Source organism: Bradyrhizobium cedriense, from assembly GCF_054602315.1.
On record NZ_JBTSWB010000001.1, the window covers coordinates 91,168 to 114,864 of the forward strand.

Genomic DNA, 23,697 nt, shown 5'->3' on the forward strand with positions numbered 1-23,697 from the left:
GCATGAGCGGACGCCTCCCCATCGCTGCAGCCGTCTGGTCCGGCGGGTCCGCCTGTCTTGCCGTATGCCTGATGGCCCTTCTGGTGATGCTCTCCGGATCGGCGGTCGGCGCCGATCGCAGCGAACCTAAGCGGATTCTGTTGCTGCATTCTTTCGGGCGGGACTTTCGTCCGTGGAGCGAGTATGCGCTGAGCATCAAAGCCGCGCTGGAGCAGAAGGCGCCGTGGTCGCTGGATGTCCAGGAGCACACGCTGCTGACGGCAAGGTTCAACAATCCCGGGCCGGAAGAGCCGTTCGTGGATTACCTCCGCTCACTTTATGCGGGCGTACCCCCGGATGTCGTTGTGAGCGTCGGGGCCCCGGCTGCTCGCTTTGCTCAGAAGTATCGCGACCAGCTCTTTCCCGATGCGCCGATGGTCCTGACCGTGGTCGAACAGCGGCTGGTGAATCGCGCGGACTTGACCGACAACGACACCGTGATCTCGGTCCAGAACGACTTCACGGCTGTCTTCGACAGCGTCCTCAAAGTCCTGCCGGGCACGAAGACAATCGCTGTCGTAATCGGAGCCTCTCGCCTGGAACAGTTCTGGTTCAACGAGATCAAACGCGAGACGGCGGCTTTCGAGGACCGCGTGGCGTTCGTCTGGTACAACGAATTGTCCTTCGACGAAATTCTGAAGAGAGCATCGGTGCTTCCGCCGCACACGGTGCTGTTCTGGGGCTTGATGTCCGTCGACGGAACCGGGATCATTCATGAAAGCGATCTGGCCTTGCGCCGTCTTCGCGCCGTCGCAAATGCTCCGATATTTTCCTACCAGGAGGCGTTTTTCAACGGCTATACGGTCGGCGGCCCAATGCATTCGATCAGCGCGACCACCACGAAGACGGCCGATGCCGTGATCCGCATCCTGGCCGGCGACAGACCAGGCGCGATCAAGTTCGAGCCCCTCCAGCTCGGGTCTCCGAAATACGACTGGCGCGAAATGCAGCGTTGGGGCATCAGCGAGAGCGACCTGCCCGCTGGAAGCGAGGTCCTGTTTCGCCAGGCGGGAATCTGGGAGACGTATCGCTGGCAGATCGCGGTGATCGCCTCCGTCATCCTGATCCAGACGGGTCTGATCAGCGGCTTGCTTTACGAGCGACGCCGGCGGCTTGTAGCCGAGGTCGAGTCGCGACAGCGTCTTGCTGAACTGGCCCACGTCAACCGGTATGCGGCGGCAGGCGAGCTGACCACGTCGATCGCCCACGAGCTGAACCAACCCTTGGGGTCGATCCTGACGAACACCGAGACGGCGGAGCTGATGTTGAAGAGTGAGTCGCCCAATCTGGCGGAAATCGGAGAAATTCTCGCCGACATCAGACGGGACGACCAGCGGGCCAGCGAGGTGATCCGCAGGCTGCGCAGCATCCTGAAAAAGACGCCGTTCGAGATCGCCAAGATCGATCTCAATGACACGGTGGGGGAGACGATCAGGCTGTTGTCCGCTGTGAGCGACGGGCGCCGGATTGCCCTGAAATTTGCGCCATCCACCAGCGTATTGCGGGTGAAGGGCGATCCCATTCAGCTTCAGCAGGTCATTCTCAACCTGATCATCAATGCGATCGATGCGATCTCGCAGGCCGGTGCGACGGAGCGAGAGATCAATGTGGCAACGGGCCGGTCCGACGCGTTCGCCGAGATCCGGATCGCCGACAGCGGGCCGGGGATTGCTCCCGCCGACGTGAAGAACATCTTCAACCCATTCTTCACCACCAAGCCGCACGGCATGGGCATGGGCCTTGCGATCGTCAGGACCATCGTTGAAGCCCACGGCGGCACGATGTTCGCCGAGAACCAGACATCGGGCGGTGCGCTGTTCACGATCCGGCTGCCGCTCGTGCATTGATCTCGGTCGCCGAACTGCCGACTGATGCATCGCAGCAAACGGCATGCGGGAGCTTTCCTTGATCTTTGTCAACGAAGACCTGAGTGCGTCGCCGATGCTGACGGTCGCCTCGTCAATGGAGAACGTAATGTTTCGCAGCGGCAAGATCCTGGTTGCGCTCATGCTGTTCATGGCGACACCCGTCTCAGCTTTTGCGCAGACGCCCGACAAGCCGGCGGCCGCGGCGGTGCAACCGCCGAGCCCAGCCGCTCCGACCGCGGAGTTGCTGAAGCCCGAGCAGCTGGAGGCGCTCGTTGCACCGATCGCTCTCTACCCGGACGATCTGCTCGCAAACGTGCTGGCCGCTTCCACCTACCCGCTGGAGGTGGTGCAGGCAGACCGATGGCTGAAGGAGCGCAAGTCGCTGAAGGGCGATGCATTGAAGATTGAGGTCGACAAGCAGTCCTGGGACGACAGTGTCAAGGCGCTCGCGAGCACGGCGGACGTTCTCGCCATGATGAGCGACAAGATCGAGTGGACCAAGAATCTGGGCGATGCCTTCCTCGCCCAGCAGCCGGACGTGATGGACGCGATCCAGCGCCTGCGCACCAAGGCTTACGACAACAAGAAGCTGGTGACGACGAAGCAGCAGAAGGTCAGCGTCCAAACCCAGGAGAACAAGCAGGTCGTCGTGATTCAGTCCGCGGATCCAGAGACGATCTACGTTCCGTATTATGATCCTGCGACGGTCTACGGATCGTGGCCCTATGTGGAATATCCTCCCTACTACTTCGGATACCCGTCATATATCGGCGCCGGCGTAGTCGCCGCAGGTCTCGCGTTCGGCACGGCCTGGGCGATCGGACGCTGGGGCAATTATTGGGGCGGCGGCTGCAATTGGGGCAATCGCAACGTCTACGTCAATCACCGGGCCACCAACATCAACGCTGGCTGGCAACATAATCCGACGCATCGTCAGGGCGTGCGCTACAACAATGCGAACGTATCGCAGCGCTTTGGCAACAACAGCCTGAACGCGGGCGCGGCGGACCGGATGGATTTCCGCGGCCGCGACGGGCAGCAGGTGTTGAAGCCCGGCCAGGGCGCGGGCGAGCGTGCGGGAGACCGGGCAGGAGACCGGGCAGGTGATCGGGCTGGCGGCGCGGATCGCGCCGGAAGCCGCGACGGCGACCGCGCGGGCTCGGCCGACCGGGCCAAGGGCGGCGGAGATCGTGCCAAGGCCGGTGGCGATCGCGCCAAGAAGGGCAATGACCGCGCCAAGGGCGGCGGAGACCGCGCAAAAGCGGCGAACCGGAGTAGCGGCGGTGGCAATCGCGGCGGCGCCATGAACGTGTCTTCGGGCAAGGCTGCGGCTGCGGCGTCGAACCGCGGGCGATCGAGCATGGCGAGTGCGGCTCCGCGCGGCGGAGGTGGTGCGCCGAGCATGGCCGGCCGCGGAGGTGGCGGCGGTGCAGCAATGCGCGGCGGAGGCGGCGGTGGAGGCGGACGCGGAGGTGGTGGCGGCGGCGGCGGCCGTCGTTCCGACATCGCGCTGAAGCATGATGTCGTGCTGCTGGGCCATCTCGGCAATGGGCTCGGCTACTATCGCTTCAGCTATATCGGCAGCGATAAAGCCTATGTCGGCGTCATGGCGCAGGAGGTCGAACAGGTCATGCCGAACGCCGTCCTGCGCGGCAGCGACGGGTATCTGCGGGTCCATTACGAGAAGCTCGGCCTGAAATTCCGCACCTACCGCGACTGGCTCGCCGCCGGCGCAACGATCCCGGCGGAGGTGACGCGATGATCGGCCTGAGATCATGTCGTCGCGCCGCTTTGCCGTGCGTCATGGCGCTCGCCCTGATGAGCACCGCGAGCCTGGCACAGCAATCCTATCAGACGCCGGAGCAGGCGGCGTCCGCGCTGGCTGCCGCGGTCAAGAGCGGTCCGCGTGAGATCCTGAAAGTCCTCGGCAGATCTGCGGTCGACATCGTCTCGTCCGGAGACGAGGTCGCCGATGCCGATATTCGTGCACGCTTCGTCTCCATGTATGACTCCAAGCACGCGATCAAGGCGGAGGGCAACACGAAGGCCACGCTGATGCTGGGACCGGAGGACTTCCCGTTTCCGATTCCGCTCGTCAACACCAGAACGGGCTGGGAGTTCGACACCGACGAGGGACGCATCGAGGTGCTTCGTCGCCGTATCGGCCGCAACGAGCTCGATGCGATCCAGACTTGTCTCGCCTATGTCGATGCGCAGAGCGAATATGCCGACAAGGATCGCGGCGAGGGCGTAGGCGTCTACGCGCAACGCATTGTCTCTACGGCCGGCAAGAAGGATGGGTTGTTCTGGTGGGACGACAGCGACCCGAGCCCGCTTGGCGTGCTGGCGGCACAGGCCTCGGCCGAAGGCTACAAGGCCGGTGAGAAGCCGGCGCCGTATCACGGCTATTATTTCCGCATCCTCAAGGGCCAGGGGTCCGATGCGCCGGGCGGCGCGCTCAACTACGTCGTCAAGGGCAAGATGATCGGCGGCTTCGCGTTGATCGCCTGGCCCGCGGAATACGGAAATTCAGGCGTCATGACCTTCCTCGTCAATCACGCCGGCACCGTCTACCAGAAGGATCTCGGCAAACGCACGGAATTCGTCGCCCCTCGCACCACGCTGTTCGATCCCGACCAGACCTGGAAGAAGGTCGATGCTGCAAAGCCGTGACCACATCCGCCTTGCACGGCGCGCGTTCCTCTTTCGCCTGGCGGCGCTGGTGCTCCTGGCAGTCTCAGTGCCGGTGACGCCGTCGCTTGCCCAGGCGTCCGGCCAGGTGCGAGTCAAGATCGTCAAGGCGGGTCTGCTCGTCGGTGGCGGGGCCGGCAGCGGCGTCCTGACCTATCGTGGCCGCAACTATCCTTTCCGGATTTCTGGCGTCAGCCTGGGCATCACCGCCGGCGCGACGGTCGGACGGCTCGATGGCTGGGCCTCGGGCATTCGCGACATCGGCGACTTTGCCGGCACCTACGCTTCTGTCGGTGGCGGCGCCGCTCTGGTCGGCGGCGTCAATGGCGTCCATCTGCGGAATGAGAAGGGCGTCACGATGGTGCTGCAGGGACCAAAGGCGGGGGTGGAGTTCGCCGCCAATCTCAGTCGGGTCACGATTTCTCTGAAGTGAGTCTGCGCATCGACTCAACCAAGTATTCACGCGCCAGTGGATTGCCCGTGATCGGGCCGTCCTGCTGGCCAGCTACGATGCGAGCCTTCCGCGATCCAGCATCAAACTATGTTTGCGCTCTTGCTTAGTTGGTTTCCAGGGCTGCGCATCGTGAGCTCAGAGCCTCAAGAGTGCCGGCAAGGCCAATTCTTTTCGTAGGACAAAAGCTTGGGTCCAAGACAAGGCGCCTCGGCACGGCGGTTGCCGGAGGTCTATGCCTCTCTGGCTGGCTATCCCCAGGCGCAGATTGGCAACGCACCCGGCAGCTACATTCCGAATGCGCCGGCGATGGTTGCATCAGCCGTCGTCGTGCTCGGCGAGAAGGCCGGCCGGTTTCGGAGCCTTGCGCTGGCGTTATCTGGCGTCGTGTCCGTTGGCCGAGGATAGTGCGTTCCGTTCACCGGCGACCAGCGTCTTCAACGAATCCCTTGGCTACCGCACCGACAACGACTGGCGCATCCAGCTCGACATACTCAATCTCTTCGACAGCAGGACGAACCGGATCACCATGCCCATGGTTCCTTGCTCAGGACCGATATGCTCTACAATCACTGCGCCGCCGGCGGCGCGCCGACCGCGGTTTGTCAGAACGGCATGATGGACTATGTAATGCACCCGGCCGAGCCGCTGGCGTTCCGCTTGAGCGTGGCTGGCACGTTCCAGGAGAAATAGGCTGTGCAGCGAAAAGCAGATGATCCGCCGATGAACTCTGGTCTAGACCTCGCCTGCTTTCAGTTGCATCCGCAGCGGGGCGCGGTGTTGAGCGAAGTCCATGCGCGCCCGTTCACTCGGCTGACCGGACCGCTCGCCGTGCTGCGCTTTGCGTTTCTCAACCAGGGCGATACGGCTGCCGCTGACCGGCAGAGCTTTGCCGCCTTTTGCGCCGCACATGGACTGACAACGCCGGATGCATCTGCAAAACACCATCAAGCAACGGTCGGAACCGTCACTTTGCGCTGGGAGCAACATTCCGAGTTCACGACCTTCACCTGGATCAGAAATCATGCGGGCGCCTCGCGACCGTTCGGTGATGTGGATGACGAGCTTGCTGCGCTGATCGGGTCGCTTCCTCAGACCGGCCAATTACTGGTCGCACTCAAGCTCGAGGTCGAGGAGACGTCTGCCGCGGTCGAACGCGCCGAGCAGCTGTTCGAGAAAGGCAGCCTGGCCATGGTCAACGTACGAAGCGGCCCGGCGGTGGTCGCTTCCGACTTCCGGGTCGACGAGCAGGGCTTCGTGCGTATCCTGGTCTGCAATAACGGTCTGTCTCCAGGCCGTTTGGGCGCACTGGTGCAGCGCGTGCTTGAGATCGAGACATATCGCACGCTGGCGCTGCTCGGCTTACCGGCTGCGCTCGCGCTCGCACCATCTGCCGATCACATTGGACGGAGGCTGGTCGAGGTGCTCGAGGAGATGCAGGGCGCGGCAGACTTCAAGCTCAACAATCATCTGTTGACCGAGCTGACTGCGCTCGCCGCCTCGCTCGAGCGCGGCGCCGCCGGCAGCCTCTTCAGATTTGGGGCCAGCCGGGCTTATTACGATATCGTGCAGGCTCGACTCGGGGTGGTCGAAGGCGGCGAGATCGCAAACTATCCGACCTGGTCGTCATTTCTCGCCCGTCGGATGGCGCCCGCAATGCGGACCTGCGCCGCCCTGGAGGAGCGTCAGGCGACTTTGTCGATCAAGCTTGCGCGTGCCGCCGACCTCCTGCGCACCCGCGTCGACGTCGAACTCGAGGAGCAGAACCGCGACCTCTTGCGCTCGATGAACGAGCGTACCAAGCTGCAGTTGCGCCTGCAAAGCACGGTCGAGGGGCTGTCGGTGGCGGCGATCGGCTATTACGTCGTCAGCCTGTTCGGCTATCTTGCCAAGGGCGCGCATGACGGCGGCCTGCATGTCGAGCCGTCGCTCGCGACTGCGCTCTTCGTGCCGGTCGCCATCGGCGTCACCTGGATCGTCACGCACCGGATCCGCAGGCGGCATTTGAAGCATGACGGTGGGACGTCGGCCAGGCAAGATTGAGTTACTTCAAGCCAAAGCCGTGCTGGTGTGCTACGAGCGGCCGATGCTTGGAGGCTGGGGAGAAGCCATGAGCGGATCGAACGGAATGACCAACGTGCTCTGGTTGCAGGGTGCCAGTTGCGGCGGCTGCACGATGTCGATCCTCGAAAGCGGCGCCTCCGGCTGGTTCGACGAGCTCAGGCAGTTCGGCATCAACTTGCTATGGCATCCGTCGGTCAGCGAAGAAACCGGCGAAGAGGCGATCGAGGTGCTGCAGTCCGTGCTCGACGGCAAGGTGCGGCTCGACCTGCTCCTGCTGGAAGGATCAGTGGCGCGGGGGCCGAACGACACCGGCCGCTTCAACATGCTCGCGGGCACCAACCGTTCGGTCTATCGCTGGATGCTCGATCTTGCGCCGCGCGCCGACTATGTGATCGCGGTCGGAAGCTGTGCGGCCTATGGCGGCGTTCCGGCTGCCGGATCGAACCCGACCGATGCGGTCGGCTTGCAATTCGAAGGGTCCGACAGCGGCGGTGCGCTGGGCGCGGGCTTCCGCTCGCGGCTCGGTCTTCCCGTCATCAACGTGGCGGGTTGCGCGCCGCACCCAGGCTGGATGATGGAAACCATCGTGGCGCTGACCACCAGGGATCTTGCCGCCGCCGACCTCGATTCCTACGGGCGGCCCAAATTCGTCGCCAATCACCTTGCCCATCACGGCTGCTCGCGCAACGAGTTCTACGAGTTCAAGGCCAGCGCCGAGACCATGTCGGAGCGTGGCTGTCTCATGGAGCATCTCGGCTGCAAGGCGACGCAGGCGGTGGGCGACTGCAACCAGCGCGCCTGGAACGGCGGCGGCTCATGCACCAAGGGCGGCTATGCCTGCATCGCCTGTACCTCGCCGGGCTTCGAAGGAGCGCAGAATTTTCTGGAGACAGCCAAGCTCGCGGGCATTCCGGTCGGGCTTCCGACCGACATGCCGAAGGCGTGGTTCGTCGCGCTCGCCGCGTTGTCGAAGTCCGCGACGCCGCGCCGCGTGCGGCTGAACGCGACCGCCGACCATGTGGTCGTGCCGCCGGGTCGCGCGACGACGAAGGGCAAGCCATGACTCGGATCACGATAGGCCCGTTCAACCGCGTCGAGGGCGATCTCGAAGTCCGCCTCGATGTCGAGAGTGGCCGCGTCGTGCGCGCCGAGGTGACGGCGCCGCTCTACCGAGGTTTCGAGCAGATCCTGGAAGGTCGGCCGCCCCTCGATGCGCTGGTGCTGGCGCCGCGGATCTGCGGCATCTGTTCGGTCTCGCAATCGGTGGCGGCTGCGGCCGCCCTGCGCGCCGCCATGTCGATCGAGGCGGCGCCAAACGGGTTGCTCGCCACCAACATCGCCCATGCCGCGGAGAACGCGGCCGACCATCTGACCCATTTCTACATCTTCTTCATGCCGGACTTTGCCCGTGAGGCCTATGCCGCCCATGGCTGGCACGAGGAGACACGCGAGCGCTTTGCCGCCACCCGCGGCAGCGCGGCGCGCGATGCCTTGCCGGCGCGAGCGCGGCTGCTCGAGACCATGGGCATCATTGCCGGAAAATGGCCGCACAGCCTGGCGTTCCAGCCCGGCGGCACCACGCGCGCCATCGATCTGGGCGAGCGGATCCGGCTCTTGTCGATCACGACGGCGTTTCGAGCCTTCCTGGAGCGCATCGTCTTCGCGGACTCGCTGGAGAACGTGCTGGCGATCGCAACCGCCGACGAACTGGACGGCTGGCGCGATGGCCGCGGCGGCGACTTCGCACATTTCCTGCGGCTTGCGGACAGTCTGGCATTGACCGGGCTCGGCCGGGGGACGGGGCTGATGATGAGCTACGGCGCCTATCATGGTGTCGACGGCGAGTTGTTTCCGCGCGGCCTGTTCGGCCCCCGCGCAATCGTCGAACCACTGCCGCTGACGCAGATCACCGAGGACGTCTCGCATGCCTGGATGCGGAATTCCTCTGCGGATCCCGCCCATAGCAGCACGGCACCGGATCCGGACAAGCCGGCGGCCTACAGCTGGTGCAAGGCGCCGCGGCTGTCGGGCCAACCGATCGAGGTCGGTGCGATCGCGCGGCAGACGGTGGCGGGCCAGGCACTGATCACGGATCTGGTTGCGCGGGACGGCACCAACGTGCGCAGCCGCGTGATCGCGCGGCTGATCGAGACCGCGCGCATCGCGCTTGCCATGGAGCAGTGGACGCGCGCGCTGCGGCTGTCGGAGCCGTTCTGCCAGAATTCGCGCGAGTTGCCAGACGGAAGCTGTGTCGGATTGGTCGAGGCCGCCCGCGGCAGTCTCGGGCACTGGATGGCGGTGCGCGACGGCAAGATCGAACGCTACCAGATCATCGCGCCGACGACCTGGAATTTCTCGCCGCGCGATTCGTTCGATGTCGGCGGTCCACTGGAGCAGGCGCTGGTCGGCACCGATGTCGGCGACGCCGGGCCGCGCGCGGTGGCGATCCAGCACATCGTGCGCTCGTTCGATCCGTGCATGGTGTGCACCGCGCATTGACCGGAAACTTCGTTGCCGGCTGCAAATCGAATTGTTTCCGCTTTTCGTGTTGGCGGCGTCCTCTCGTACCGCTCATGAAAGTGGTTCAAATCCGCAACGTTTTGGAATCTCTCCAGTTTTGAATCGCTCCAGGTCGTTGGCCTGCTTCTTGCTGTCCTTTGCGTCATCGAAAAGTCAAAGCGAAGGCGGGAGGATTCATGGGCGCGGCGACGGAAACGTTTTACAGCGTGATCAGGCGGCAAGGCATCACGCGTCGGAGCTTTCATAAATTCTGCAGCCTGACGGCGACGAGCCTCGGCCTCGGGCCGCTGGCGGCGAGTCGCATCGCGAACGCGCTCGAGACCAAGCCGCGCGTTCCCGTGATCTGGATGCACGGCCTCGAATGCACCTGCTGTTCGGAGAGCTTCATCCGCTCCGCGCATCCGCTGGTCAAGGATGCGGTGCTGTCGATGATCTCGCTCGACTACGACGACACCATCATGGCGGCTGCGGGCCATCAGGCCGAAGCCATCCTCGAGGAGACCCGCGCCAAGCACAAAGGCCAGTATATCCTCGCGGTGGAAGGCAATCCGCCGCTGAACGAAGGCGGGATGTTCTGCATCGACGGCGGCAAGCCGTTCGTCGAGAAACTGAAGATGATGGCCGAGGACGCGATGGCGATCATCGCCTGGGGCGCCTGCGCGTCCTGGGGCTGCGTGCAGGCGGCAAAGCCAAATCCGACACAGGCAACTCCGATCGACAAGGTGATCACCAACAAGCCCATCATCAAGGTGCCCGGATGCCCCCCGATCGCCGAGGTGATGACCGGCGTCGTCACCTTCATCACCACCTTCGGCAAGCTGCCCGAGCTTGATCGCCAGGGCCGGCCGAAGATGTTCTACTCGCAGCGCATTCATGACAAGTGCTACCGGCGCCCGCACTTCGACGCGGGGCAGTTCGTCGAGGAGTGGGACGACGAGTCCGCGCGCAAGGGCTATTGCCTCTACAAGATGGGCTGCAAGGGGCCGACCACCTACAACGCCTGTTCGACCGTGCGCTGGAACGGCGGCGTGTCCTTCCCGATCCAGTCGGGTCACGGCTGCATCGGCTGCTCGGAGGACGGCTTCTGGGACAAGGGGTCGTTCTACGATCGTCTCACCAACATCAAGCAGTTCGGCATCGAGAAGAACGCCGATCAGATCGGCATGGTGGCGGCCGGCGCCGTCGGCGCCGCGGTGGCTGCGCATGCGGCTGTCACCGCCGTCAAGCGGCTCGCGACCAAGCGCGAAGACGCCGACCACAATAGCTGATCGAAAAGACACAGCAGGGCAGGACAATCATGGGTATCCAGACTCCCAACGGCTTCAATCTCGACAATTCCGGCAAGCGCATCGTCGTGGACCCGGTGACGCGTATCGAAGGCCACATGCGGGTCGAGGTCAATGTCGACGCCGACAACGTCATCCGCAACGCAGTCTCGACCGGCACGATGTGGCGCGGCATCGAGGTGATCCTGAAGAACCGCGATCCGCGCGACGCCTGGGCGTTCACTGAACGGATCTGCGGCGTCTGCACCGGCACGCACGCGCTGACCTCGGTGCGCGCGGTCGAGAACGCCCTCGGGATCACCATCCCGGAGAACGCCAATTCGATCCGCAACCTGATGCAGCTTGCCCTGCAGGTGCACGACCACGTCGTCCATTTCTATCACCTTCACGCGCTGGACTGGGTCGACGTCGTTTCCGCGCTCTCGGCCGATCCGCGGGCGACCTCGACGCTGGCGCAGTCGATCTCGAGCTGGCCGCTGTCGTCGCCCGGCTACTTCAAGGATCTGCAGACCCGGCTGAAGAAGTTCGTCGAGTCCGGACAACTCGGTCCGTTCAAGAATGGCTATTGGGGCAGCAAGGCATACAGGCTGCCGCCCGAAGCCAATCTGATGGCGGTGGCGCATTATCTGGAAGCGCTCGATTTCCAGAAGGAGATCGTCAAGGTTCACACCATCTTCGGCGGCAAGAACCCGCATCCCAACTGGCTCGTCGGCGGCGTGCCTTGTCCGATCAATGTCGACGGCACCGGCGCAGTCGGCGCCATCAACATGGAACGGCTGAACCTGATCTCCTCGATCATCGACCGTCTGATCGAGTTCAACGAAATGGTCTATCTGCCCGACGTTGCCGCGATCGGCTCATTCTACAAGGATTGGCTCTATGGCGGCGGCCTTTCGAGCCAGAGCGTGCTCTCGTATGGCGATGTGCCGGAATACGCCAACGACTATTCCGCCAAGAGCCTGAAGCTGCCGCGCGGCGCCATTATCAACGGCAACCTGTCCGAGGTGCTTCCGGTCGATCACGCCAATCCCGACGAGATCCAGGAGTTCGTGGTGCACTCCTGGTACAAATATCCCGACGAGACCAAGGGGCTGCATCCCTGGGACGGCGTCACCGAGCCGAACTACGTGCTGGGACCCAACGCGAAGGGGACCAAGACGGCGATCGAGCAGCTCGACGAAGGCGGCAAATACTCCTGGATCAAGGCGCCTCGCTGGAAGGGGCACGCCATGGAGGTCGGTCCGCTGGCGCGCTGGGTCGTCGGGTACGCGCAAAACAAGGCGGAGTTCAAGGATCCCGTCGACAAGTTCCTGCGGGATCTGAACCTGCCGATGTCGGCGCTGTTCTCGACGCTCGGCCGCACGGCGGCGCGTGCGCTCGAATCCGTCTGGGCCGGACGCCAGATGCGCTACTTCCAGGACAAGCTCGTCGCCAACATCAAGGCCGGCGACAGCTCGACCGCCAATGTCGACAAGTGGAAGCCGGAAAGTTGGCCGAAGGAGGCCAAGGGGGTCGGCTTCACTGAGGCGCCGCGCGGCGCGCTCGCGCATTGGGTCAAGATCAAGGACACCAAGATCGACAACTACCAGTGCGTGGTGCCGACGACCTGGAACGGCTCGCCGCGCGATCCCAAGGGAAATATCGGCGCCTTCGAGGCGTCGCTGATGAACACGCCGATGGTCAATCCCGAGCAGCCGCTGGAGATCCTGCGCACCATCCATTCCTTCGATCCGTGCCTGGCCTGTTCGACGCACGTCATGAGCCCGGACGGCCAGGAACTCGCCAAGGTCAAGGTCAGGTAGGAGAGGATCATGATGGACGCAGTTGCTCCCGCCTCGGACGCCAGGCCCGACCTCGCGGCGATCGCAGCCGATGCTTCCGGAGAACGTGCGGTGGGTCGTCCCACCGTCTATGTCTACGAAGCTCCGGTACGGATCTGTCACTGGGTGAACGCGTTTTCGATCATCGTGCTGATGGTGACCGGCTATCTGATCGGAACGCCGTTGCCGACGGTCGCGGGCGAGGCGTCCGACCATTTCGTGATGGGCTACATCCGCTTCGCCCATTTTGCCGCGGGGCAGGTGCTCGCGGTATTCTTCCTCACGCGCATCCTGTGGGCGTTCGTCGGCAATCACCACTCCCGGCAGATCTTCTACATCCCGGTTCACCGCAAGCAGTTCTGGAAGGAAGTGCTGCACGAAATCCGCTGGTACGCGTTTCTGGAGCGCGAGCCGAAGATGTATGTCGGCCACAATCCGCTGGCGCAGACCGCGATGTTCACGGGCTTCACGCTGTTCGTGGCCTTCATGATCGTCACCGGCTTTGCGCTCTATTCGGAAGGTCAGGGCATAGATAGCTGGCAGTACAAGCTGTTCGGCTGGGTGTTTGCGATATGGCCGAATAGCCAGGACGTTCATACCTGGCATCATCTCGGCATGTGGGCGCTGGTCGTGTTCGTGACGGTGCACATCTACGCCGCGATCCGCGAAGACATCATGTCGCGCCAGAGCATCATCTCCTCGATGATCTCTGGCGAACGGCAATTCCGCGACTGAGACGGGGCCGCCAAGTGACGCCGGAATTCTCGCAAGACGATCGCATTCTGGTGCTCGGCATCGGCAATATCCTGTGGGCCGACGAAGGGTTCGGCGTGCGCGCGGTGGAGGAGTTTCATCGCTGCTACGCCGTGCCGGACAATGTCACCATCCTCGATGGCGGCACGCAGGGGCTCTATCTCGTCAACTATCTGGAAGAGGCGGACCGGCTGATCGTGTTCGACGCGATCGACTATGGCCTCGAGCCCGGCCAGTTGAAGCTCGTGCGTGACGACGAGGTGCCGCGTTTCACCGGAGCCAAGAAGATGAGCCTGCACCAGACCGGCTTCCAGGAAGTGATCAGTGCGGCCGACCTGCTCGGCCGTTGCCCGAAACATCTGGTGCTGATCGGCTGCCAGCCGCTCGATCTCGAAGACTGGGGCGGACCGCTGACGCCGCCGGTGCGCGACCAGATCGCGCCGGCGATCAATCTCGCTTGCGCCATCTTGGCCGAATGGGGCGTCACGGTGAGCCAACGCGCCGCGCCATTGGCGGATACCGAGCGGCTGCTCGCCAATGACATCGATCATCTCCATTACGAGACGCGGCCGGCCTGATCGGCCACACTACCGGAGATCTGCCCATGTGCCTCGGCCTGCCCATGACGATTGTCGAGACCGACGGAATCTCGGCGCTGTGCGCGTATCGCGGCGAGCAGCGTCGAGTCTCGGTGCTGCTGCTCTCGAATCCGCCGGTCGGCGCCAAGGTGCTGGTCTATATCGACACCGCGATCCGGCTGCTGGACGAGGACGAGGCACGCCTCATCGCGAATGCGATCGAAGGTCTCAGCGCGGCGCTCGACGGCGAGGATTGCGACCGCTTCTTCGCCGACCTCATCGACCGCGAGCCGCAACTACCCGAGCACCTCCGGTCCGGCTAGCACCGCCGCTGCTTCTCCCGATGGATGCGTTACCAGGCAGCCGCCGTGCGCCTGGAAGGTCACTTTCTACATGTAAAGCGAGCTCTCACCAGATAGGGCAAGTATCTTTCCATCGAAGCTTGGTTTTACAGGCGGTGCCAGGAAATAAATGATCTGGATCAATGGGATAAATCCGGACAGGTGATAACCAATCCTGGCACGTGCCTTGCTAACCTCTAGCTCGAGCAAAATCATAAGCTTTTCAGGGGAGGTTCGATGGAATTCCAGGCGGGAAAGCATGATCTGGCGCGGAGTGGTCTGCCCGAGGTCGATGCTGTGACGGTCGATCGTTTTCTTGGCGGAGCGGACGAGGCCGGTGCGGTCGCGGTGCTGCTGTCGGCAGGCGATCCGAACCGCTTTCCGGAGGCAATCGATGTCGCCGTGGTGCTGCCCGAACTCATCGCAGCGTTCGGCAATCGGCTGCGCGGCGCGATCATCGCCCGCGGCGACGAGAGCGCGCTCGGCCAGCGCTTCGGCGTGCGCGTGCAGCCGACGCTGATCTTCGTCGCCAAGGGCGAGACGCTGGGACTGATCGCCAAGATCCAGGACTGGTCGGTCTATGTCGACCGCATCACCAAGCTGATCGACCGGCCGCGCGGGCAAGGCGCCGCAGTCGCCGTCACCATCGTTCCCCGGCATCGCGAACAAGAGGTCGGACTATGAAGGCCGGCTTCTGGGATACGCCCGAAGGCGCCGCGCAACCGGTCAACGTGTTTCCGATCGGCGAAGAGAGTCTCAATGCAGGGAAGGGCAGCCTGACGGCGGCCGGCGCGCTGGCAAAGCTTGCAACGCTCGACAGTGCGGAGCTTGCAAAGAGCTGTCCGAATGCCGTCTCGTTGCTCTCGCAGATCGCGGATGCCATTGAAGGCCAGAAGTCGGACGCGCCGACGCAATTGTTCCGGCTCGCCAATCTCAACGATCTCGAGAGCAAGCTGGTGGCCGACGTGCTCGGCGAAGGCGAGGTCGCCGGCGTCGTCGCGCTGCCGGACGGATCGTTGGCGCAGATCCAGGAATCGGTGCTGGCCGGAATCTGGCGCGTACGGCTCGAGACCGACGCCACTTCCGAATATCTCGAGATCGGGGCCATTCCGGAGATCGTCAGGCGCGCGGCGGTCGACCTGACATCCGCCGACTTCGAGATCGGGCAGGTGCCGGAGGGCGCCATGAACGTGCTGCCGGTGCTTGCGGAGATCCGCGAGCGGGCGCAGGCTTGGCGGCCCGGCATTCGCTCGCAGATCATCAATTTCACGCTCCTGCCGATGAGCCCGGTCGACATGAGCTTCCTGCAGGACACGATCCGGAACGGACCGATTCAGCTCGTCTCGCGCGGCTACGGCACCTGCCGGGTGCTCTCCACCGGTATCCGCAATGTCTGGTCTGTGCAGTTCTTCAACGCCATGGACACCATCATTCTCGATACGCTCGAAGTCGGCGGCGTGCCGACGGTTGCGCTGGCAGCGGACGAGGATTTCGAGGATTCCGCCGAGCGGCTGCGGGAAATCATCGAGGCCTACTTCAAATGAGCGCCTTCGAGAATTTTGGCGTCCGCCAGGACGTCGCCGACGTCACGCGGCTGGAATGCGGCATCTGCTGGACCGTCTACGATCCGGCGGATGGCGATGAGGTAGCGCAGATCGCGCCGGGCACGCCGTTCGCGGCGCTGCCGGAAGAGTGGCACTGCCCGAATTGCGACGCGCCGAAATCCAAGTTCATGGCGATCGAAACATGACCGGCTGCGCGCCAGCGAGTCCATCAAGTCCTGCCGGCGGCGACGACGCCGCGGCGTGGGGAGAGCTTCTGGCCGCAAGCTATCGGGAGATCGACGAACGCGCGATGCGCGATCTTCCCATCTACAACGATGCGCTCGGCGTGGAGGCGGTCGGTTTCCGCCCCTTCAACGGCACGATCGTCGGCATCATGGTCACGCCATGGTTCATGAATGTGGTGATGCCGGGAGGCGCGGCGGCGCCGGCCACCTCGGTCGCGGCCGTGCGAATGCGCTTTCCCGCGGGCGATATCGAATTCACCCTCAGCGACGTCGCCCGGATTGGCCGGATCGCGAGCTGCTCGCTGTTCTCGCCGATGTTCCAATTCGCCGACATGGATGCCGCGCGAGCGACGGCCGAAGCCGCGCTTGCCGAATTGATGCTGCCGGCGGACAGCGAAGAGGCGGTTCGCCGCCGCGAGCCCGCGACAAGCCCGATCGACCGGCGTAACTTCCTGCGCGGTGCCTTGACGGAGCGGCGCGGATGACCCTCTCGTTCCGCAACGAGATCGATGTCACGGTGATGTTGTCCGGCGCCACGGTCGCCGACGTCGCGATCGAGCCGCGCAGCCGGCCGCCGCTGACGCGGCTGTTTGCGGGAAAGCCCGCGACTTCGCTGCTCGCCGTGCTTCCGCGTCTGTTTTCGCTGTGCTCGGTCGCCCATCACGTGGCGTTCCAGTCTGCGGTGGAATCCGCGCAAGGGCGGCAGGCGGCTCCTGCAACGGCGCGGAGTCGCGTCACCGCAGTCGTCGTCGAGCGGCTGACCGAACTGCTTCGCGGCCTGTTCATCGGACGGCTCGCGCTCGACGGCACAAGCGCGCCGGCGATGCGCGCGGTCATGCAGGCGAGCGCGCTGCTCGGCCGCGCGGACGAAGCCGTCCCACCGGCCTTGCATCGCGACGCGGTGGTGAAGATCAAGACCGCGCTCGGCGCGATCGGGATCGCCGGCGACGAAGACGGGACGCTCGCGCCTGGCAGCGCGCTCGCCGCTTCGGTCGCGGGATGCGATGGCAAGCTGGTGTTGCAGCCGGATGCCGATTCATCCTTCCTGACGGCGGCGGACGATCTAGACATCGTCACGCGTCTGCTGGCGGACGGTGCGGCCTATTCCGATGCGCCGGACCTCTGCGGCCGGATTCCGGAAACCGGCGTCTGGGCGCGCAGGGCGCGCCGTGAAGCGGTCTCGGCGGCGGAAGCTGGCCCTGCCGCGCGTCTGAAGGCGCGGGTGGCCGAGGTCGGGCGGCTCTGCGTCTGGCTCGATCGTGGTGATGCGAATCTCGATGACGACGTCGTCGCGAGCTACCGGCTCGACGCAGGCAAGGGGGCGGCCGCTGTCGAATGCGCACGCGGGCGCCTCCATCATGCGGTCGCACTCGACGAGGAGGATCGCATCGTCAAATTCGAGTTCCTGGCACCGACCGAGTGGAATTTCCACGCCCGCGGACCGCTGGTCAGGAGCCTCAAGGGCGCGACGCTCGCGGCCGGCCGGCAAGGACAGGATGCGGTTCGCGCGCTGGTCGGCTCCTTCGATCCCTGCGTCGGCTTCAACCTGGATTTTCGCGAGGCCGGCCATGCATGAGATGGCGCTGTGCGAAGGCATCGTCGGTATCGTCGAGGAGGAGGCGCGCAAGCGCGCCTTCACCAAGGTGAACGTCGTCTGTCTGGAGATCGGTGCGCTGAGCCATGTCGCGCCGGAGGCGCTGAAATTCTGCTTCGATGCCGTCGCCGCGCGGACCATCGCGCAAGGCGCGCGGCTGGAGATCGTCGAGACGCCCGGCACGGCCTGGTGTATGGCCTGTTCCAAAGCCGTCGAGATCGGGCAGCGTTACGAGCCGTGCCCGTCCTGCGGCGGCTACCAATTGCAGGTGACGGGCGGCGAAGAGATGCGCGTAAGGGAATTGGAGGTCGACTGATGTGTACGGTCTGCGGCTGCGGCGACGGCAAGGCATCGATCGAACATGCGCATGATCATCATCATGATCACGGTGATGGCCATGAGCACGGCGGGGACCACCATCATCATCACCACCGCGGTCATGGCCACGATCACGGTCACCACCATCACCACGGTCATGCCCATGCCCCCGATGACGCCGGGCTGCTCGACTGCGGCGCCAATCCGGCGGGCCAGCAGATCGCCGGCATGAGCAGCGACCGTATCATCCAGGTCGAGCGCGACATCCTCGGCAAGAACGACCGGCTTGCGGCCGACAACCGCGCCCGCTTTGCGGCCGACGGCGTGCTTGCCTTCAACCTGGTCTCCAGCCCCGGCGCCGGCAAGACTTCGCTGCTGGTCCGCGCCGTGTCCGAGTTGAAGACAAACTTTGCGATCGGCGTGATCGAAGGCGACCAGCAGACCTCGAACGATGCCGAGCGCATTCGCGCCACCGGCGTGCCGGCGATCCAGGTCAATACCGGCAAGGGCTGTCATCTCGATGCCGCCATGGTCGGCGAAGCCTATGACCGGCTGCCCTGGCTGAACGGCGGCCTGCTCTTCATCGAGAATGTCGGCAATCTGGTTTGCCCGGCGGCGTTCGATCTCGGCGAAGCCTGCAAGATCGTGGTGTTCTCGACCACCGAAGGCGAGGACAAGCCGCTGAAGTACCCCGACATGTTCGCAGCCTCGTCGCTGATGCTGATCAACAAAATCGACCTTGCGCCCGTGCTCGATTTCGATCTGGCGAAGACCATCGAATATGCGCGCCGGGTCAATCCGAACATCGAGGTGCTGACGGTGTCGGCGCGCACCGGCGAAGGCTTTTCCGCCTTCTATGCCTGGATACGCAGGCGCTGGGCGAAGGTGAAACAGACCGGGATGGCGGCACAGGGATGATGGGCGGCGAAGCCACGGCACGAGAGGGCAAGAGGCTGCGCCTGCATGTGCGCGGCGCCGTGCAGGGCGTCGGCTTTCGTCCCTATGTCTATGGTCTCGCCACGCGCTACCGCCTCGGCGGCTTCGTCGCCAACGATTCCCACGGCGTCGTCATCGAGGTCGAGGGCGAGCGCGCCTCCGATTTCGTCACGGCGCTGCCGCTGGAGAAGCCGCCGCTCGCCCGGATCGACGAGATTTCGGTGCAGCGGATCGGGCCGGTCGCGGCCGATGAGTTCTGCATCCGCGCCAGCGAGCAGGGCAGGGTGTCGACACGAATCGTCGCCGATGCGGCGACCTGCGAGGAATGCCTGCGCGAGCTGTTCGATCCGGCCAGCCGCTTCCACCTCTACCCCTTCGTCAACTGCACCCATTGCGGTCCGCGCTACACCATCGCCGAGCGGCTGCCCTATGATCGAGCGGCAACGGCCATGAAGCACTTTGCCATGTGCGCGGCCTGTGCCGCCGAATATGCCGATCCTGCAAGCCGCCGTTTCCACGCCGAGGCGATTGCCTGCCCGCAATGCGGTCCGCGGCTCAGCCATGGCATAGCTGAGATCGCGGCTGCGATCGCTGTCGGGCGGATCGTGGCGATCAAGGGGCTCGGCGGCTATCAGCTACTCTGCGATGCCCGCCATGATGACGCCGTCGCGCGGCTGCGGCAACGCAAGCATCGCGACCAGAAGCCGTTCGCGGTGATGGTCGCCTCGCGCGACGACGTGGGCGGGATCGCCGACGCCAGTGCTGCCGAGCTTGCCTTGCTCGAAACGACGGCGCGGCCGATCGTGCTGATGGCGTCGCACAGGCGCCTCGCGGGCGCGATCGCGCCAAAATTGTCGCGAATTGGCGTGATGCTGCCGGTCAGCCCGCTGCATCATCTCATCTTCCATGCTCTGCAATCGGCGCATCCGCGCAGGGGCGAGAGCTGGGCGATCGTCGCCACCAGCGCCAATCCCGGCGGCGAGCCGATTCTGATCGACAATCACGAGGCGGAGCTGCGGCTTTCCGGCATCGCCGACCTCGTCGTCACGCATGATCGCGACATCGTCACGCGCGCCGATGATTCCGTGGCCATGGTCGTCGCCGGCCGGACGCAGTTCGTCCGCCGTGCCCGCGGCTATGTGCCCGAGCCGGTGCGCCTCGCGCGGTCCGTGCCGCCGATCCTTGCGGTCGGTGGTGCGCTGAAGTCGACCGTGACGGTGACGCGTGGCGACCAGGCCTTCGTCTCCCAGCACATCGGCGATCTCGACACCGCCGAAGGCGTCCGCTTCTTCGAGGAGACGGTGCAGCACCTGTTGTCGACGCTGGATGTCGATCCGGTCGCCGTCGTCCATGACCTGCATCCGAACACGGCGTCGACCCGCTTCGCCGAAGCCAGCGGAAGACGGCTGATCGCTGTCCAGCATCATCACGCCCATGCGGCTGCAGTGATGGCGGAGTACGGCGTCGAGGGTCCCGTGCTGGCGCTGGTGCTGGACGGCTTCGGACAAGGCAGCGACGGCGGCAATTGGGGCGGCGAGCTGCTCGCCTGCGAGGGCGCGCACTTCCGGCGGATCGGTCATCTCGCGCCTCTCATGATGCCCGGCGGCGATCGCGCCGCGCGAGAACCGTGGCGGATGGCGGCGAGCGTGCTGCATGGCTTCTCGCGCGGCGACGACATTGCAAGCCGCTTCGCGGCGCAGCCGCAGGCGGCACAGCTCGCTGCCTTGCTCCGCCGGGGCGACGTGCCGACGACGACCAGTGCCGGCCGGCTGTTCGATGCGGTGGCGGGACTGCTCGGGGTCCAGGCTGTACAGAGCTACGAGGGCGAGGCCGCGATGAAGCTGGAAGCGCTGGTGCGTCGGCCGCGCGTTGAGGCGGGCGGCTGGACGATCGGTAATGGCGTGCTCTCGCTCCTCCCGCTGCTCGGACGTCTCGCCGACGGCCCCGACCCGGTCGACGGCGCCGAGCTCTTTCACGGCACGCTCGCCGCCGCCTGCGTCGACTGGATCGGCCGTGCGGCGCGCGAGACCGGAATCACGACCGTCGCCCTGGGCGGCGGTTGCTTTCTCAACGCGATCCTCAGTTTTGAGATCGAGCGCGGCTGCATCGCCGCAGGCCTCTTGCCGCTGCTGCCGCGGCAAATGCCGCCCAATGACGGCGGTCTCAGCCTGGGCCAGGCCTGGATCGGCGTGCTCCAGCTCGAACAATACGGCCTTGAAGGAACAGCCTGATGTGTCTCGCGATACCTGCCGAGGTCACGAAGCTCCTGCCCGACGAGATGGCCGTCGTCTCCATCGACGGCGTCAGCAAGGAGATATCGGTCGCCTTGATCGAGGATCTCGCCGTCGGCGACTACGTGATCATCCATGTCGGCTATGCCCTGGCGAAGATCGATCCGGAGGAGGCGAGGCGGACGCTCGAGCTGCTGCGCGAGCTCAGCGCCGAGGGGCAGGGGGCCGCGCCATGAAATACGCCGATGAGTTTCGCGACAAGGAGATCGCCCTCGGGCTCGCGAAAGCGATCCGCGCGGAAGCCGATCCGCAGAAGCCCTATCGCTTCATGGAATTCTGCGGCGGCCATACCCACGCGATCTCGCGCTACGGCCTCGAGGACATGCTGCCGAAGAATGTGCGGATGATCCACGGCCCCGGCTGCCCGGTGTGCGTGCTGCCGGCCGGACGCATCGACATGGCGATCCGGCTCGCCGAGCGGCCGGACATCATCCTGTGCGTCTATGGCGACCTGATGCGCGTTCCCGGTTCGCAGGGCGCGTCGCTGTTGAAGGCCAAGGCGCGCGGCGCCGACATCCGCATGGTCTATTCCACCATCGATGTCATCCGGATCGCCGAGGACAATCCTGGGCGTGAGGTGGTGTTCTTCGCCATCGGCTTCGAGACCACGACGCCGCCGACCGCGGTCATGATCCGGCTGGCGGAGAAGAAGCAGCTCGCAAACTTCACCGTGTTCTGCAACCACGTGCTGACTCCGCCGGCGATGCAGAACATCCTGGAAAGTCCCGACATCCGCAACATCGGCCGGGTCGAGATCGACGGTTTCGTCGGGCCGGCCCATGTCTCGACGATCATCGGCACGGCTCCTTACGAGTTCTTTGCCGAGGAGTTCGGCAAGCCCGTGGTGATCGCGGGCTTCGAGCCGCTCGACATGATGCAGGCGATCCTGATGCTGGTGCGACAGGTCAACGAGGACAGGCACGAGGTCGAGAACCAGTACAGCCGCGCGGTGAACCGCGACGGCAATCTGCGTGCCAAGGAGGAGGTCTCCGACATCTTCGAGCTGCGCGATCAGTTCGAATGGCGGGGGCTCGGACAGGTCCCCTATAGCGGGCTGAAGCTGAAGCGCGCTTACGCCACGTACGATGCCGAGGTGCGCTTCGACATGCACGAGCTGCGCGTCGACGACAATCCCGCGTGCGAATGCGGCGCGATCCTGCGCGGCGTCAAGAAGCCGGTCGACTGCAAGCTGTTCGGCACCGTCTGCACGCCGGACACGCCCATGGGCTCCTGCATGGTCTCCTCCGAAGGCGCCTGCGCCGCACATTGGACCTATGGCCGCTTCCGCGACCACCAGCAAAGGCGCGCGTCATGAAGGCCTACCAGCGCAAGCTCGACATCAGGAACGGCTGCGTCGACCTGTCCCACGGCTCGGGCGGCCGGGCCATGGCGCAGTTGATCTCGGGTCTGTTCCACGAGGCCTTCGGCAATGAATGGCTGGCGCGCGGCAACGACCAGTCGGCCTTCGACGTCGGTGCCGGGCGCATGGTGATGACCACCGACGGCTATGTGGTCTCGCCGCTGTTCTTCCCCGGCGGCAATATCGGCTCGCTTGCAGTGCACGGCACCGTCAACGATATCGCCATGGCCGGTGCCCGTCCGCTCTACCTCTCTGCAAGCTTTATCATCGAGGAAGGCTTCCGCTTCGCCGACCTCAAGATGATCGCGGAATCGATGGGCGAGGCGGCGCGCACGGCCGGCGTCCACATCATCACCGGCGACACCAAGGTGGTCGAGCGCGGCAAGGCCGACGGCCTGTTCATCTCGACCGCCGGCGTCGGGGTGGTGCCTCACGGGCTCGATCTCTCGGCGGAGAATGCCCGCCCCGGCGATCGCATCCTGATCTCGGGCACGCTCGGCGATCACGGCGTGGCGATCATGTCGAAGCGGCAGAATCTCGCCTTCGAGACCGAGATCGTCTCGGATTCGGCGGCGCTGAACGGTCTCGTCGCCAAGATGGTCGAAGCCGGCGGCCGCGGCGTCCGTCTGATGCGCGATCCCACCCGCGGCGGCCTTGCCGCGACGCTGAACGAGATCGCCCAGCAGTCCGACCTCGGCTTCCACCTTCGCGAGGAGGCGATCCCGGTCAAGCCGGGTGTGGCGGCAGCGTGCGAGCTGCTCGGCCTCGATCCGCTCCATGTCGCCAATGAGGGCAAGCTGGTCGCGATCGTCGCGCCCGAGCTTGCCGGCGCGGTGCTGGACGCGATGCGGGCGCATCCGCTTGGCCGCGACGCCGCCGACATCGGCGAAGCCGTGGCCGACGATCATCATTTCGTGCAGATGGCCACGAGCTTCGGCGGCGGGCGGATCGTCGACTGGCTATCGGGCGAGCAATTGCCGAGAATCTGTTAGGGTCCA

Annotated in this window: 23 protein-coding genes and 1 pseudogene; all 24 read left to right on the forward strand. The window is 64.9% G+C overall.

Features of this window, described 5'->3' with window-relative positions; translation table 11 throughout:
- Positions 1–2 precede the first annotated feature (2 nt).
- Entirely contained in the window at positions 3–1,886 is a 1,884-nt protein-coding gene (locus ACYCVF_RS00460; protein WP_459596559.1) for a sensor histidine kinase, read from the forward strand.
- Between the two features lie 127 nt (positions 1,887–2,013).
- A complete protein-coding gene (locus ACYCVF_RS00465; RefSeq protein ID WP_459597929.1) occupies positions 2,014–3,669 on the forward strand; it encodes a DUF3300 domain-containing protein in 1,656 nt (551 codons plus the stop codon).
- Positions 3,666–4,580, forward strand: coding sequence for a DUF2950 domain-containing protein (locus tag ACYCVF_RS00470; RefSeq protein WP_459596560.1), 915 nt, complete (start codon positions 3,666–3,668; stop codon positions 4,578–4,580). The genes ACYCVF_RS00465 and ACYCVF_RS00470 overlap by 4 nt, the downstream gene beginning before the upstream one ends.
- A complete protein-coding gene (locus tag ACYCVF_RS00475; RefSeq protein WP_459596561.1) occupies positions 4,564–5,031 on the forward strand; it encodes a hypothetical protein in 468 nt (155 codons plus the stop codon). Before ACYCVF_RS00470 ends, ACYCVF_RS00475 begins: the two co-directional genes overlap by 17 nt.
- A 246-nt stretch (positions 5,032–5,277) precedes the next feature.
- Positions 5,278–5,742 (forward strand): annotated as a pseudogene (locus tag ACYCVF_RS00480) (TonB-dependent receptor); the annotation flags it as partial.
- Between the two features lie 30 nt (positions 5,743–5,772).
- Positions 5,773–7,092 (forward strand): DUF3422 domain-containing protein, encoded by a 1,320-nt coding sequence (locus ACYCVF_RS00485; RefSeq protein WP_459596562.1) that lies wholly within the window; start codon positions 5,773–5,775, stop codon positions 7,090–7,092.
- Positions 7,093–7,159: 67 nt separating this feature from the next.
- Positions 7,160–8,176, forward strand: a complete 1,017-nt coding sequence (locus ACYCVF_RS00490) for an NADH-quinone oxidoreductase subunit B family protein (RefSeq protein WP_459596563.1) — start codon at positions 7,160–7,162, stop codon at positions 8,174–8,176.
- Positions 8,173–9,612, forward strand: a complete 1,440-nt coding sequence (locus ACYCVF_RS00495; protein ID WP_459596564.1) for a nickel-dependent hydrogenase large subunit — start codon at positions 8,173–8,175, stop codon at positions 9,610–9,612. The genes ACYCVF_RS00490 and ACYCVF_RS00495 overlap by 4 nt, the downstream gene beginning before the upstream one ends.
- A gap of 197 nt (positions 9,613–9,809) precedes the next feature.
- Positions 9,810–10,901, forward strand: a complete 1,092-nt coding sequence (locus tag ACYCVF_RS00500) for a hydrogenase small subunit (protein ID WP_194392650.1) — start codon at positions 9,810–9,812, stop codon at positions 10,899–10,901.
- 29 nt (positions 10,902–10,930) lie between these two features.
- Positions 10,931–12,721 carry a nickel-dependent hydrogenase large subunit gene (locus ACYCVF_RS00505; RefSeq protein ID WP_459596565.1) on the forward strand — a complete coding sequence of 597 codons (1,791 nt, stop codon included), beginning with the start codon at positions 10,931–10,933 and terminating at the stop codon, positions 12,719–12,721.
- 9 nt (positions 12,722–12,730) lie between these two features.
- Positions 12,731–13,474, forward strand: a complete 744-nt coding sequence (gene cybH / locus ACYCVF_RS00510) for a Ni/Fe-hydrogenase, b-type cytochrome subunit (RefSeq protein WP_459596566.1) — start codon at positions 12,731–12,733, stop codon at positions 13,472–13,474.
- A 14-nt stretch (positions 13,475–13,488) separates the two neighbouring features.
- Positions 13,489–14,070: a HyaD/HybD family hydrogenase maturation endopeptidase gene (locus tag ACYCVF_RS00515; RefSeq protein ID WP_459596567.1), complete on the forward strand. Its 582-nt coding sequence runs from the start codon at positions 13,489–13,491 to the stop codon at positions 14,068–14,070.
- 26 nt (positions 14,071–14,096) lie between these two features.
- Positions 14,097–14,393 (forward strand): HypC/HybG/HupF family hydrogenase formation chaperone, encoded by a 297-nt coding sequence (locus ACYCVF_RS00520; protein WP_459596568.1) that lies wholly within the window; start codon positions 14,097–14,099, stop codon positions 14,391–14,393.
- A 255-nt stretch (positions 14,394–14,648) separates the two neighbouring features.
- Positions 14,649–15,095 (forward strand): thioredoxin domain-containing protein, encoded by a 447-nt coding sequence (locus ACYCVF_RS00525; RefSeq protein WP_459596570.1) that lies wholly within the window; start codon positions 14,649–14,651, stop codon positions 15,093–15,095.
- A complete protein-coding gene (locus ACYCVF_RS00530; RefSeq protein ID WP_459596571.1) occupies positions 15,092–15,955 on the forward strand; it encodes a hydrogenase expression/formation protein in 864 nt (287 codons plus the stop codon). Before ACYCVF_RS00525 ends, ACYCVF_RS00530 begins: the two co-directional genes overlap by 4 nt.
- Complete coding sequence (locus ACYCVF_RS00535; RefSeq protein WP_239625902.1) at positions 15,952–16,161, forward strand: rubredoxin; 210 nt, start codon at positions 15,952–15,954, stop codon at positions 16,159–16,161. The genes ACYCVF_RS00530 and ACYCVF_RS00535 overlap by 4 nt, the downstream gene beginning before the upstream one ends.
- Positions 16,158–16,685: a [NiFe]-hydrogenase assembly chaperone HybE gene (hybE, locus tag ACYCVF_RS00540; RefSeq protein WP_459596572.1), complete on the forward strand. Its 528-nt coding sequence runs from the start codon at positions 16,158–16,160 to the stop codon at positions 16,683–16,685. Before ACYCVF_RS00535 ends, hybE begins: the two co-directional genes overlap by 4 nt.
- On the forward strand, positions 16,682–17,776 hold the full coding sequence (locus tag ACYCVF_RS00545) for a nickel-dependent hydrogenase large subunit (protein WP_459596573.1): 1,095 nt from the start codon (positions 16,682–16,684) through the stop codon (positions 17,774–17,776). Before hybE ends, ACYCVF_RS00545 begins: the two co-directional genes overlap by 4 nt.
- Positions 17,769–18,110, forward strand: coding sequence for a hydrogenase maturation nickel metallochaperone HypA (hypA, locus tag ACYCVF_RS00550; protein WP_459596574.1), 342 nt, complete (start codon positions 17,769–17,771; stop codon positions 18,108–18,110). Before ACYCVF_RS00545 ends, hypA begins: the two co-directional genes overlap by 8 nt.
- Entirely contained in the window at positions 18,110–19,030 is a 921-nt protein-coding gene (gene hypB / locus ACYCVF_RS00555; RefSeq protein WP_459596575.1) for a hydrogenase nickel incorporation protein HypB, read from the forward strand. Before hypA ends, hypB begins: the two co-directional genes overlap by 1 nt.
- Positions 19,030–21,279, forward strand: a complete 2,250-nt coding sequence (gene hypF, locus ACYCVF_RS00560) for a carbamoyltransferase HypF (protein ID WP_459597931.1) — start codon at positions 19,030–19,032, stop codon at positions 21,277–21,279. The genes hypB and hypF overlap by 1 nt, the downstream gene beginning before the upstream one ends.
- Positions 21,279–21,515, forward strand: coding sequence for a HypC/HybG/HupF family hydrogenase formation chaperone (locus ACYCVF_RS00565; protein WP_459596576.1), 237 nt, complete (start codon positions 21,279–21,281; stop codon positions 21,513–21,515). The genes hypF and ACYCVF_RS00565 overlap by 1 nt, the downstream gene beginning before the upstream one ends.
- On the forward strand, positions 21,512–22,654 hold the full coding sequence (gene hypD, locus ACYCVF_RS00570) for a hydrogenase formation protein HypD (protein ID WP_459596578.1): 1,143 nt from the start codon (positions 21,512–21,514) through the stop codon (positions 22,652–22,654). The genes ACYCVF_RS00565 and hypD overlap by 4 nt, the downstream gene beginning before the upstream one ends.
- On the forward strand, positions 22,651–23,691 hold the full coding sequence (hypE, locus tag ACYCVF_RS00575) for a hydrogenase expression/formation protein HypE (protein ID WP_459596579.1): 1,041 nt from the start codon (positions 22,651–22,653) through the stop codon (positions 23,689–23,691). Before hypD ends, hypE begins: the two co-directional genes overlap by 4 nt.
- Positions 23,692–23,697: the final 6 nt, after the last annotated feature.